The sequence below is a fragment of the Mangrovibacterium marinum genome (assembly GCF_003046625.1).
Taxonomy (GTDB): Bacteria; Bacteroidota; Bacteroidia; order Bacteroidales; family Prolixibacteraceae; genus Mangrovibacterium; species Mangrovibacterium marinum.
In genome coordinates this window covers 1-12,326 of record NZ_QAAD01000001.1, presented here as the reverse complement: position 1 = coordinate 12,326, position 12,326 = coordinate 1, and the positions used below count along the sequence as shown (strand labels likewise).

Sequence of the window (12,326 nt, the reverse complement as noted above, 5' to 3'; positions counted from 1 at the left end):
AACATTCGGTTCGGCCAGTCAGTATATGCTTAAAAAAGAAGGATGGATGCCGGAAAAGCGGTACTTTTGCGGCTGTGTTCGAAAACACCGATCACTTCTTTTTTTTGAATTGAAAATTATGGCAAAATATTTTCCGACTTTACAGGCGATCAATCGCGCCAAGTTGACAATAAACGAGGTTTTGAGCGGCACTCCGCTGGCCGAGAACCTCAATCTTTCCGAACAGTTTCAGGCTCGTGTCATGTTGAAAAGGGAGGACCTGCAGTTGGTTCGTTCCTACAAAATCCGGGGGGCTTTCAATAAAATCAGAAGCCTTAGCCCCGAGCAGTTGAAAAACGGAATTGTCTGTGCCAGTGCCGGCAATCATGCCCAGGGGGTTGCTTACTCGAGCTATAAGCTGGGAACACAGGCGAAGATTTACATGCCGACCACAACGCCCAAGCAAAAAATAAAACAGGTGCAGATGTTCGGTCGCGAATTTGTCGAGATTGTCCTTTGTGGCGACACCTACGATCAGGCCAGTGCCGAAGCGCTGAAAGATTGTGAGCAGAACGGCAAAACCTTTATTCACCCCTTCGACGACCCGCTGATTATTGAAGGACAGGCGACCGTAGCTCTGGAGATCATCCAGGACTCAACCTGCCAGATCGATTACCTTTTTGTGCCTATTGGTGGCGGGGGGCTGATTGCCGGTGTAGGCAGCTACTTTAAACAGGTGAGCCCCAATACTAAAATTATCGGGGTTGAACCGGCCGGAGCGCCCTCCATGTCGGCCTCGTTGAAAAAGGGCGAGCTGGTGAAACTCGAGAATATTGACAAGTTTGTCGACGGAGCTGCTGTTCAGCGGGTGGGAGAGTTGCCTTTTCAGATCTGTCAGGAAATTATCGACGATGTGGTGCTGGTTCCCGAAGGACGAATCTGCACCAAGATCCTGGAGCTTTACAATCGCGATGCCATTGTTGTTGAGCCGGCTGGTGCCCTGTCGATTGCAGCGCTGGACTACTATGCCGATAAAATTAAAGGGAAAAATGTGGTGTGCATCGTTTCGGGCAGCAATAACGACATTACCCGAACAGAAGAAATTAAGGAGCGTTCGATGTTGTTCGAGGGCTTGAAACATTATTTCATGATTCGCTTTCCGCAGCGCGCCGGCGCATTGCGCGACTTTCTGGACAATGTGCTGGGACCCAACGACGACATTACCCACTTCGAGTATTCGAAAAAAACCAACCGCGAAAAAGGACCTGCCTTTGTTGGCATTGAATTAAGCGATAAAAAGGATCTGGAGGGCTTGCTGCTGCGAATGACCGAACATGGTTTCGTGTATGAATACATCAACGATAAACCGGATTTGTTTCAGTATCTGATCTGATCAGAATACGGCCAAAACGGCCAGCTCCCGGGAGGTTATCGTAAGGGGAAAGTTGGTCGTTGACAGGTTGTCAAAAGTTGTCGCGTTGTCAGAAGTTGTCGTGGTTGTCATGGTTATCGTGGTTGTCATGCTTGTCGTTCAGGATTGCATCAAAGCGAACCGGCTTTATTTCATCGATAGCGAGAAGGGAACCGGAGGCTGTGCTCCCGGGGGGGGGGATGGCATTTTATGCCATTGCCTTTTCAGCCTGAGCCTTAAGCGAAACGCGGGAATCACGACTTTTTAGGGCAAAAAAAATGCGGTTTCTCGTGGGAACCGCATTGGATTTCATATCGTTTAGTTTGTTATCTGATCGTTACCGGATAGGCAAATTTCTTGGATCCTGCCGCAAGCACTATTTGATATTGTCCGGCCTGGAGTTTCGATAAATTAAGTCCTTCGTTTACTGAAAATGAATTATCCAATGCTTTATTGTAAATAAGTTCATTTCCGTCGTAAACTTTAAGCTTCATTTTTTCGCCAGGGTAGTTCAAATAAGCAATTCGCAGGATGTCATCCTTATCGCTGTAGCAGAAAAAGGGCTCCATGGTCATCTGCTTCTCACCCAGACTAACTTTCTTGTCGGCAATGGTCAGCTGATGTTCAGTAACCACGTTATTGCTGGTTACAATCAGGTCGTAAACACCAGGCTTGTATTCCGAAAGATCGTAAACCTTTTGGTACGATTCGGTTTCCGGCTCGGTGAGGCTGTAATATACAATCTCGCCCGACTTGTTCTGGAGAATGATTTCCAGTGTTGCACTGGTTGCGTCGTTCACCTCCAGCAAGGCATTGGAGCCTGCCAGGGGCTTAATCTCAACCTTTGGGGTATCCAGGGCTAAGCTTAGTTTTCCTGAGGCTATCAGGAGAACGACGATGCTAAAAAGTTTCATTGTTGTTTTCATCTCTGTTCTGTTTCTAATCCGTTCAACTTTGAAATCTTTGATCTTGGTATTCGCGGTTGCCCGCGTTTTAAGTCGTTTGGTTGAAGCCCGTAATTACTTACGAACTGTGTAGTCGAATACTTCGTTTTCGCTGGCAAGTACAACCTGGTAGTTTCCGCTTCTCAGTTTCGACAGGTTTAAGCCTTCGTTTACCGCAAATTCGCTGTTGATTGCTTTGGAATAGATCAGCTGGTTACCATCGTAAATTTTCAGGTCTACTTGTTCGCCCGGGTAGTTTAAGTAAGCTACGCGCAAAACATCATCTTTGAATGTAAATACCGGGTCGGCAACATACTTTAGTTTACCTACAGCAATTTCGTTCGATCCTACGGTGAATAAACGCTGGCTGGTAGCACCGTCAATGGTTGCGATAACCTTGTATTCGCCTTGCTCTAATTTCGAGAAGTCGTAAACTTTACGGTAATCTGTAACGTTTCCTTCCGTTTCTTTGTAATAGATTACTTCGCCGTAAGCATTTTCGATGCTGATTTCGTATTGAGACTCTGTTTGGCTTGAAACGGCAACAACAGCACGTTCTGACGACAAAGGTAAAATATCAACACGTAAGTTACCGGTTGCAAATGCAATGTTGGCCGAGGCTACCAAGGCGATCACTGCGATAATTGTTTTCATTGTTTTCATTTTTTAATCCTTTAAGGTTAAACATTAAGCACGCTACAAAGATAGACTGCGGGTATGAAATATGCTGCACAACACACGTTAAGCCTAGGTTAAAAAGTATGCTCTTCAGCATATTTGCAATCTTTGTGTCGTTTTGACAAAGATGGAATAGGCAATGGCTCAGTAAGATAGCGTGTGTGTTGTATGTCGTGGAGCATCTTGTTTTTTTAATGTTAAAATTTTGAAAAGTGTTTCGAAATTGTTATCTGTTAAGCCAATATTAACACTTCAGCGTCTTTTATTGGCCGGGTCATAACATTTGTTAACAGCGATGGAGTTTGTCAACGCTTCTTGTTGCTGTTTCTCTGTTGTCGGCGACATTTTGCGAAAAAATGGCTCAACAGCGGATGATCTCCGCATATTTGTTTCCCGGCTTATTCTCCCTTTCCTGAAAATAATACAGGAATTCCTCCGCTTGATTGTTTAGCTTTACCGTCCGGGTTTCGGTTTTTTGCAGGACGGAGCAAAAAACAATGCTGAGTATTGTGAATGCACACTTTTGTGAACCGCCTTGCTGTAGGCTTGTTTTTGATGCAGGATACGGCTTTGCGGCGGTCGGCGAGGCTGATGTACCCCGATGAAGCCGGGCAAGGCAGTGTGATACCGGTCGGTAGTTGAAACTCAATAAAAAGCAACCTGCGTTTGTAGGGTGATCAATTGCTAAGCGGTATGGCTCGACAAGAAAGAATCAGCCGGCTTTACGGGCCGACGAGCCAACGAAAACAGGGAGTATAAATAAAATTGAAGATACGAGATGAAGAATTATGATTTTGATGAAGCGATATTGCGCGATGGTACTAACAGTTTAAAATGGGATGCCCGGGAGCGAATTTTCGGAAAACCGGATGTGTTGCCACTCTGGGTGGCCGATATGGATTTTAAAACCCCCGACTTTATTCTTGATGCTTTGCGGAAACGGCTCGATCATGAAGTGTTGGGCTATACGTTCCGCCCGGACTCGTACTTTCAGTCCATAGTCGACTGGATGAAGCAGCGGCACGACTGGGCGATTCAGAAAGAGTGGATTTCCTTCAGCCCCGGTGTTGTGGCCGGCCTGAATTTGCTGATTGAGGCCTTCTCGGACGAGGGCGACGAAATCATCATCCAAAAGCCGGTGTATTTTCCGTTTTTCGAGTCGGTGACCGGCAACAAGCGGGTAGTGCTCGAAAATCCGCTGAAGCTGGTGGATGGCCGCTATACCTTCGATCTGGATGATCTGAAAACCAAAGTGACTGCCAAAACAAAAATGCTGTTGTTGTGTAATCCGCAAAACCCCGGTGGCATGGTGTGGACCCGCGAAGAGCTTTTACCATTGGCCAACTTTTGTGTCGAGCACAAGATCCTGATTGTGTCGGATGAAATTCACTCCGATTTGATTTTTGAGGGCTACCGGCACACGCCTGTACCAACCCTTTCCGATGCCATTGCACAAAATTGCGTGGTTTGTATGGCCCCCAGTAAAACCTTTAATCTGGCCGGGCTGACGACGTCCTTTTTGATTATCCCCAACAAGCGGCATTGGGCCCGCTACGAGCGCCGGTTAAATGTGCCGCATCTGCACATGGGCAATATTTTCGGACACATTGGCCTGGAAACGGCTTTTTCCCAAGGGGAGGCATGGCGCAAACAGTTGGTGGCTTATCTGGAAGCGAACTTCAACTTTATGGTCGACTACCTCGGGGAACAGCTTCCGGAGGTGAAGCCCATGAAGCTGGAGTCAACCTACCTGGCCTGGATCGATTTTTCGGCACTGGGGCTGACGGATGAACAGTTGCACCAGGCCTTGCTCGACGCAGGTGTGGGGCTGAATAAGGGAACTCAGTTTGGCAAGCAGGGCAGCGGCTTTATGCGCCTGAATTTGGGATGTACCCGTGCAACCCTGGAGGAAGCCCTTCGGCGAATGGTCGAGGTGCTGCGTAAGTAATTCCGGCCTGGTTTCCGGGAATCAGCAACAGGGATGAACGTGGATTCTTTTGAATTAGATTGACCCTCCCGTTCCGACAAAGTCGGAATTTCCCCTCGTGAGGGAGGGCAGGGTGGGTACATTAGATGGAAGGTAAAAGCAGTAGAGACTTTCACAAAAAGAAGAAACCTGAAGGATTTCCCCTTCAGGTTTCTTGCTTATCGTCATGAACGAACGTTCTAGTGTGCTTCGGCCAGCACGATGATTTTGTCATCCTGCGACTCAATAACCCCGCCCGAAATATCAATAAATGAAGTTTCATCGGCCGAGTCAATAACTTTGATTTGTCCTTTAACCAGGGTTGAAATAATGGGGGCGTGCTTGGTCAGGATCTCGAAGCCGCCTTGGGCTCCGGGGAGCTTGATCAATTTAACTTCGCCGCTAAATAATTTCTTTTCCGGTGTAATAATCTCAAGAAACATAGTTTCAGCTTTAGGGATTAAACGGCTGCTTCAGCCATCATTTTTTCACCTTTGGCAATTGCCTCGTCAATGGTACCCACCAGGTTGAAGGCAGCCTCGGGGTATTGGTCAACCTCGCCATTCATAATCATGTTGAAGCCTTTAATGGTATCTTCAATCGACACCAGTTTTCCTTCCAGTCCGGTAAACTGCTCGGCAACAAAGAAGGGTTGCGAGAGGAAACGCTGAACACGACGGGCACGGTGAACCACCAGTTTATCTTCTTCCGAGAGTTCATCCATCCCCAGGATGGCGATGATGTCCTGCAGCTCTTTATAGCGTTGCAGAATCTCCTTCACGCGCTGGGCACATTCGTAATGTTCCTTACCCACCACATCCGAAGTCAGGATGCGCGATGTAGAATCCAGCGGGTCGACAGCCGGGTAAATACCGAGCTCCGAGATTTTACGGCTCAGTACGGTTGTGGCATCCAGGTGGGCAAAGGTTGTTGCCGGCGCCGGGTCGGTCAGGTCATCGGCAGGCACATAAACTGCCTGCACCGAGGTGATAGATCCGTTTTTGGTTGAGGTGATTCGTTCCTGCATCACACCCATTTCGGTGGCCAGCGTCGGTTGGTAACCTACGGCTGATGGCATCCGTCCCAAAAGGGCTGACACCTCAGATCCCGCCTGGGTGAAACGGAATACGTTGTCAACAAAGAACAGGATGTCTTTACCTGATCCGGGGGTGCCGTCGCCATCGCGTAAACTTTCGGCAATGGTTAGTCCCGACAGGGCAACACGAGCACGCGCACCCGGGGGTTCATTCATCTGCCCGAATACCAGGGCCAGTTTGGATTTTTTCAGGCTTTCTTCGCTCACCTTATCCAACTCCCAGCTACCCTTTTCCATCGATTCCTTGAAATCTTTTCCGTAGTCCACAATGTCGGCTTCAATCATTTCGCGAAGCAGGTCGTTCCCCTCGCGGGTACGTTCACCAACACCGGCAAATACCGATAGGCCACTGTGTGCCAGGGCAATGTTGTTAATCAGCTCCTGGATTAAGACGGTTTTACCAACACCGGCACCACCGAACAAGCCAATTTTACCCCCTTTGGCGTAGGGCTCAATCAGGTCAATTACTTTGATCCCGGTGTAAAGTACCTCGGTCTCGGTTGTTAAATCTTCGTATTTCGGCGGTTTGTTGTGAATGTGCAGGCCATCTTTGGTCAATTGCTTCAGGCCATCCACGGCATCGCCGGTGACGTTGAGCAGTCGTCCCAGGGCAGCTTCCCCTTTGGGCATGGTGATGGGAGCACCCGAAGGCACTACTTCCATACCTCGTTTTAATCCGTCGGTTGAATCCATTGAGATGGCGCGAATGGTGTTTTCGCCAATGTGTTGCTGGCATTCTACGACAAGATTTGTCGTGCCCGGGCGAACAATCTCCAGAGCGTCATAAATTTTAGGAAGCTCGGCTCCCTCCCGGTCGAAACTAATATCGACTACAGGTCCGATCACCTGTACCACTTTACCAATATTCTGATCCATATTATATTAGTTTATATCCTGTGCGTCGGGAAATTACGAAAACCACCTTAATTCACCAAGCAGGTTAACATTTAAAAGCGGCTGGGAATTTCCTCCGGGCGACAACAGCATTGTTAATGTTCTCGTTTCAAAATCGAGTCGGCCAGATCGCGTAAGTCTTTTTTCAGGCTTTCGGCGATGGCTATATGTTGGATTGATTCGATTGCTTGTTTGTAATAGGCTGTGATGGCTTCCTGTGTGATTTCCGGCACAGCTGTGTTTCGGTAGATCGTTTTCACAGCTTCAATTTTTTCCGTTTCGTCAAACTGCGTTTTTTCCAGCCAGCCGATCAGTTCCTGCTTGTCGGCCTTGTTGGCGCGTTCCAGAGCATTGATCAGCAAAAAGGTTTTTTTGTTGGCCAGGATGTCGCCGCCAATGCGCTTGCCAAATTTGTCCTGGTCGGCATAGCAGTCGAGCCAGTCGTCCTGAAGCTGGAAGGCCAGGCCCAGGTTGATGCCGAAATTGTAAATATGTGCTGCATCAGCATCGCTGGCATTGGCCGCCAAGGCTCCCATTTTGAAGCTGCACGCCAGCAGAACAGCCGTCTTCAGGCGGATCATCTCCAGGTATTCGGTAACGGTGACATCCAGACGCGTTTCGAAATCCATATCGTATTGCTGACCTTCGCATACCTCGATGGCTGTTTCGGTAAACAGGCTCAGTATTTCTGATTGTCGGTCCAGCTTGGTCTTCAGCAAGTAGCGGTAAGCCATTATCGACATGGCATCGCCCGACAGAATGGCGATATTCTCGTTGTATTTTTTATGGACAGCAGGCTTGTTGCGGCGAAGCTCCGCCTTGTCCATCATATCGTCGTGCAGCAGGGTGAAGTTGTGGAAAATCTCAACAGCCAGCGCGGTGTTCATCACCTGATCCACCTTGCCGCCAAACAGCTCGGCAGCCAGCAGCACCATTACCGGACGCAAGCGCTTGCCACCCATGTTCAGGGTGTACTCTATCGGCCGGTATAAGTTGATGGGCGCCGTTTGGCCAATGGATTTGGCCTCGTTATCAAGATAGTGTATCAATTGATGTTGTAATGTTTTAACCCGCTCCATTGTCCTTGCTATTTATTGGATGTTTATTTGTCGTTAACTTTCTCTTTGTGCTGATCCTCTATTTCGAGTTCATCCAGATCAATATCTTCCTCTTCATTATAAATTTGAAGCAATGGCTCGCGGAACGAGCGCGTCGTTGTTAAGCGCTCCAGTCCGATTAATAAACTTGGAAGAAGGATCAGGTTGGACGTAATGGCCACCAAAAGTGTTAAGGATACCAGAACCCCCAGCGCTGCGGTGCCACCAAACTGAGAGATGCTGTATACGCCGAAGCCGAAGAAGAGTACCACAAAGGTGTACATCATGGAAACGCCGGTTTCGCTTAGCGCTATGCGTACCGACTTTTGGATGTTCCATCCCGTTAGCGACAGTTCCTGCCGGTATTTGGCCAAAAAGTGAATGGTGTTGTCAACCGAAATACCAAAGGCAATACTGAATACCAGGATGGTTGATGCTTTGATGGGGATGCCCGTGAAACCCATGATTGCCGCTGTAAAGATCAGTGGCAGAATGTTCGGGATTAACGACAGGATGACCATCCGCCACGAATAAAACATGATGGCCATGAATGCCGAGATCAGGAAGATGGCCAGGGCTAAACTGGAAAACAGGTTTTTAACCAGATATTGCGTTCCTTTAAAGAAGGTAATACTCGAACCGGTGACGGTAACATCATATTTCTCTTTGGGGAAGATTGAGTCCACCTCCATTTTAAAGTCGCCGTAAAGCTGCTCCATGCGCTTGGTGCCCACATCCTTCATGCGGATGCTCACGCGGGTTACCTGTTGCGTGCTGTCGATGAATGAATGCAGACTGCCAATTCCGGCGCTGCTGTTTTCGGTCGAGTTTTTGGCATAAGCCAGAATGAAATTCCGTTCGTTGTTGGTCGGTATGGTGTAATATTTTTCTTTCCCGTTGTAGAACGACTGTTTGGCAAACTTCAGAATATTCAATAACGACAGCGAGGACGATAGCTCATCGTAGGCTGATAAACGGTTCTCCAGCTTGTCAATCAGCTTAAAGGTTTGGATGTTCATGGCTCCGTTTGGCTTGCGGGTGTCAACAATAATCTCCAGCGGCATGATTCCGTCAATGTGCTTCTCGAAGAATTTCAAATCCTTATAAATTACATCGCTCTCGGGAATGTCGTCAACCATATAGCCTGAACTCTTGATTTGAGTGATGCCGTAAAGCCCCAGCAGCAGAACCAAAAAGGCCGAAAAGTAAACCCATTTAATATGATGGTAGGTGAGCTCAACCAGCTTGTCGATAATGCGGCGAATGGTTTTATTGTCCAGGTGTTGGATGTGCCGCTCATTAGGCGGGGCCAGAAAGCTGAAAATCGAGGGGATCATCAGGATCGACAATAAAAACAGTCCCAGGATGTTCAGCGAGGCTACCAGACCAAACTGCCGTAAAATTTCGCTGTTGGTAATCACAAAAGTTGCAAAGCCCGAAGCGGTGGTCAGGTTGGTCAGGAAGGTGGCATTGCCGATTTTAATAATTACCCGTTGCAGGGCTTTTATTTTATTGCCATGGGCACGAAACTCGTAGTGGTATTTGTTCAGCATATAAATGCTGTTGGGAATCCCAATCACAATCAGCAGGGAAGGGATCATGCCGGTGAGCAGGGTGATTTTGAAGCCCAGCAGTCCCATGGTTCCTACGGCCCAGATTACGCCGGTAAGCACTATGGTTACCGGAATGAGAACAGCCTTGAACGAACGGAAAAATAAAAACAGCACTAAAATACATAAGCCCATTGCCAGGGCCGAGAACAGATAGATCTCCTTTTTAATGCGGATGGAATTGATTACCCGAATGTAGGGGAGACCTGAATAGTGAAGCTCCAGTCCGCTGTCCTCGCTGAACTGATCGCAGCGTTCCTTGATGCTTAAAATCAGTTGCTCGCGTAGCTTCGAGTGCATCTTGTCTTTGTTCACGGTAATGGCCAGCATATACGCATCGGCTTTACCGTTATAAAGGAGTCCTTTGTAAAAAGGAAGCGACCGGAAGCTCTTGGCCAGGCTGTCGAGCTGGCTCTGCGAAGCAATCTGATCGGGAAAGATCGGCTGGGCTGTAAACTTGCGCTCCTGGCTGTTTTTGTCCAGGTTGTAGGCACTCGATACGGAAATCAGGTTTTCAACCCCGTCAATTTCGGTCAGGTCACGGTTCAGCTCCTGCCATTTTCTGAAATGCTGCAACTGGAAAAATTGCGGATCTTCAACACCTACAACAACTAAGTTGCCTTCTTCGCCAAACAGGTTTCTAAATTTTTGGTAATCCTGATAAGCTGTATCCTTTTTGGGGAGCAGTTGCGCATACTCGTACGACATTTCAACGCGTGTTGCCTGAAAAGCCATAAATACGGTAATTAAAGCAAGTATGGATAGTACGGCAACTCTGTTTCTAAGGATTAATCTTGAGAACTTCACCCACATAATCGAATTCTTCAAAAAAAAATGATTTGCGAAAGTAGGCAATTAAATTCGGATTAGAAAAGAATGCCTGCTACGGCTTATCGAATCCTTAACATCGTGCTCCGGGCCGTGGCAGCGAGAGGCCCTGCCGGCGTGTCGGCAGCGAATTGCTGTTCGGGGGCTGCTCCGGTAGCTTATTCGGGGCCGCTGGCGATTAACTTTTTAGCGGGCCAATTCGTATTTTCTACTGAAAACCAAAATCAATAAGCCATGAAAAAATACTATTATCTGGTGGCTACTCCCGAGTCGATGATTGTGTCGCACCTGGCACCGGTCGACTTTGGAAACTATCTGGCCGTGGGCACCAAAAAGCAGATCCGCGGGCAGGCTATCTTTTTCGAAATTGATCCCGACAAAACGACCATCCATCAGGATTATGTGAATCTGAAACTCAAACCTTACGAAAACAACGAGCCCAAGCGTTCGGTCTTTCTGTCCATCTATCGCACCTTCGAGAAAACACCGCTCGAAGCTTTGCGCAGTCTTTATCTGGTGACCGACGATGGCCGCGTTTTGGAGCTCAGCGCCAAGGACTATGTGGGGCATAACAGCGATCCGGTTCATTTATATCAGCAGCTGGTGCCTACAACAACCCGTGTGGCCAGCAAGCTGGGACCGCTGGATTTTATCCGCCTGCTGACCGACCAGTCCAAGCCGGTGTCGGCACCCAAAGTATTTTTGTGCGACCTGATCCTGAACGAACTGATGACCGATCCCTATGCGCCGATTCATAACCTGCCCTATCCCAATCCCGATCATCTGCGCGATTGTTTAATCAAGCTCAAGGAATCGGCAGGACGTCAAACAAAAACAGTGATGCGTTATTTGAGTGGCGATATTCCGTACCGAACCATTAAAACCGGATTTTATGTAGGCGACCAGGCGCATTATTTATTCTATCCTTTCCCGTCAATTCAGGAGCTCGAAGGGAAATATTACAGCTGGTGGCGATCGGCATTAACACGCCATTTCTAGGTCTAGTGTCTAAATGGCTTGCTTTGTGTGCAATAGGACGAGCTGTGGATGTGCCTGCAAAAAATACCCGCTCCGATGTGCTGATTTTTGATCAAAAAAATCGGTAAAAAGTTTTTTGTTTTCGAAAATGCTCTTATTTTTGCATCGCTTTTGAAAACAAGGGCAAACGTTCTGAGAACAAATATTCCCCAATAGCTCAGTTGGTTAGAGCGGCGGACTGTTAATCCGTAGGTCGTAGGTTCAAGTCCTACTTGGGGAGCTGAAAAAGCCGGTTAGTAATAATCGGCTTTTTTATATGCTTCGGAAATATTTTGACGATGAGTTTAGATCGAAATTGAAGCTTTTGATTTTTGAAATTCAAAAAAAAGCTTTTAGATTTGCACTCACCTTCAAACAAGGATACGAAGTTCGAAAATAATTATTCCCCAATAGCTCAGTTGGTTAGAGCGGCGGACTGTTAATCCGTAGGTCGTAGGTTCAAGTCCTACTTGGGGAGCTGAAAAGCCGGTCAGTAATGATCGGCTTTTTTTCTGAAAGTCACTCACCAAAATATAGTTCGGTTATAAAAGAATTATAATTTTTTCTACGTGCTCACAATGGCAACAACTGTTGGTTCTTAGCGTCTGATGTCAGTTTTTTCTACGGGATTTAATCACCAAAAAAACCACGACCTTTTAATTTCGATAGACGCTTTTTAAATCTGCTAATTGTCTTTCTAACCGTTGTATTCTTTTTAATCTTCGTTGTTCTTCAATTGCCTTGTTCTGGCTACTTAATAAGTAAGGTGTTTTTTCCCAGAGAACAAAGTAAGCAGCCGTCAGGAT

The 12,326-nt window shown here is 47.4% G+C and carries 9 protein-coding genes and 2 tRNA genes; 5 read left to right on the top strand and 6 right to left on the bottom strand.

Going from position 1 to position 12,326, the window contains the following annotated elements:
- The first annotated feature begins 118 nt into the window (after positions 1 to 118).
- Positions 119 to 1,372 carry a threonine ammonia-lyase gene (gene ilvA / locus C8N47_RS00065; protein WP_107820478.1) on the top strand — a complete coding sequence of 418 codons (1,254 nt, stop codon included), beginning with the start codon at positions 119 to 121 and terminating at the stop codon, positions 1,370 to 1,372.
- A gap of 344 nt (positions 1,373 to 1,716) precedes the next feature.
- Here ilvA and C8N47_RS00060 read toward each other — a convergent pair whose 3' ends face one another.
- Positions 1,717 to 2,316, bottom strand: coding sequence for a hypothetical protein (locus tag C8N47_RS00060; protein ID WP_107820477.1), 600 nt, complete (start codon positions 2,314 to 2,316; stop codon positions 1,717 to 1,719).
- 93 nt (positions 2,317 to 2,409) lie between these two features.
- A complete protein-coding gene (locus C8N47_RS00055; protein ID WP_146161392.1) occupies positions 2,410 to 2,988 on the bottom strand; it encodes a hypothetical protein in 579 nt (192 codons plus the stop codon).
- Between the two features lie 802 nt (positions 2,989 to 3,790).
- On the opposite strand from C8N47_RS00055, the gene C8N47_RS00045 reads away from it, so the two are divergent.
- Positions 3,791 to 4,960 carry a MalY/PatB family protein gene (locus C8N47_RS00045; protein WP_107820474.1) on the top strand — a complete coding sequence of 390 codons (1,170 nt, stop codon included), beginning with the start codon at positions 3,791 to 3,793 and terminating at the stop codon, positions 4,958 to 4,960.
- 218 nt (positions 4,961 to 5,178) lie between these two features.
- Here the strand turns inward: C8N47_RS00045 and atpC are convergent, their stop codons facing one another.
- From atpC to C8N47_RS00025, 4 genes are all read right to left on the bottom strand, one after another.
- The gene (gene atpC, locus C8N47_RS00040; RefSeq protein WP_107820473.1) at positions 5,179 to 5,421 is read right to left on the bottom strand and encodes an ATP synthase F1 subunit epsilon; all 243 of its coding nucleotides are present in this window, start codon (positions 5,419 to 5,421) and stop codon (positions 5,179 to 5,181) included.
- Positions 5,422 to 5,438: 17 nt separating this feature from the next.
- The gene (gene atpD, locus C8N47_RS00035; RefSeq protein ID WP_107820472.1) at positions 5,439 to 6,950 is read right to left on the bottom strand and encodes a F0F1 ATP synthase subunit beta; all 1,512 of its coding nucleotides are present in this window, start codon (positions 6,948 to 6,950) and stop codon (positions 5,439 to 5,441) included.
- A 113-nt stretch (positions 6,951 to 7,063) separates the two neighbouring features.
- Positions 7,064 to 8,017: a polyprenyl synthetase family protein gene (locus C8N47_RS00030; RefSeq protein WP_211315994.1), complete on the bottom strand. Its 954-nt coding sequence runs from the start codon at positions 8,015 to 8,017 to the stop codon at positions 7,064 to 7,066.
- Positions 8,018 to 8,070: 53 nt separating this feature from the next.
- Positions 8,071 to 10,503, bottom strand: a complete 2,433-nt coding sequence (locus C8N47_RS00025) for an efflux RND transporter permease subunit (RefSeq protein ID WP_245915639.1) — start codon at positions 10,501 to 10,503, stop codon at positions 8,071 to 8,073.
- Positions 10,504 to 10,737: 234 nt separating this feature from the next.
- Between C8N47_RS00025 and C8N47_RS00020 the strand changes: the two genes are divergently transcribed.
- The 3 genes from C8N47_RS00020 (at position 10,738) to C8N47_RS00010 (ending at position 11,998) form a co-directional block, all read left to right on the top strand.
- Complete coding sequence (locus C8N47_RS00020) at positions 10,738 to 11,502, top strand: hypothetical protein (RefSeq protein ID WP_107820469.1); 765 nt, start codon at positions 10,738 to 10,740, stop codon at positions 11,500 to 11,502.
- A gap of 185 nt (positions 11,503 to 11,687) precedes the next feature.
- Positions 11,688 to 11,761 (top strand) — tRNA-Asn (locus C8N47_RS00015).
- Positions 11,762 to 11,924: 163 nt separating this feature from the next.
- A tRNA-Asn gene (locus C8N47_RS00010) sits at positions 11,925 to 11,998 on the top strand.
- The last annotated feature ends 328 nt before the right edge of the window (positions 11,999 to 12,326 follow it).

Bases quoted from the DNA above. Each gene is read 5' to 3' on its own strand.
- atpD (WP_107820472.1), bottom strand. From the start codon at position 6,950: ATGGATCAGAATATTGGTAAAGTGGTACAGGTGATCGGACCTGTAGTC.
- atpC (WP_107820473.1), bottom strand. From the start codon at position 5,421: ATGTTTCTTGAGATTATTACACCGGAAAAGAAATTATTTAGCGGCGAA.
- C8N47_RS00055 (WP_146161392.1), bottom strand. From the start codon at position 2,988: ATGAAAACAATTATCGCAGTGATCGCCTTGGTAGCCTCGGCCAACATT.
- C8N47_RS00020 (WP_107820469.1), top strand. From the start codon at position 10,738: ATGAAAAAATACTATTATCTGGTGGCTACTCCCGAGTCGATGATTGTG.
- C8N47_RS00060 (WP_107820477.1), bottom strand. From the start codon at position 2,316: ATGAAAACAACAATGAAACTTTTTAGCATCGTCGTTCTCCTGATAGCC.
- ilvA (WP_107820478.1), top strand. From the start codon at position 119: ATGGCAAAATATTTTCCGACTTTACAGGCGATCAATCGCGCCAAGTTG.
- C8N47_RS00045 (WP_107820474.1), top strand. From the start codon at position 3,791: ATGAAGAATTATGATTTTGATGAAGCGATATTGCGCGATGGTACTAAC.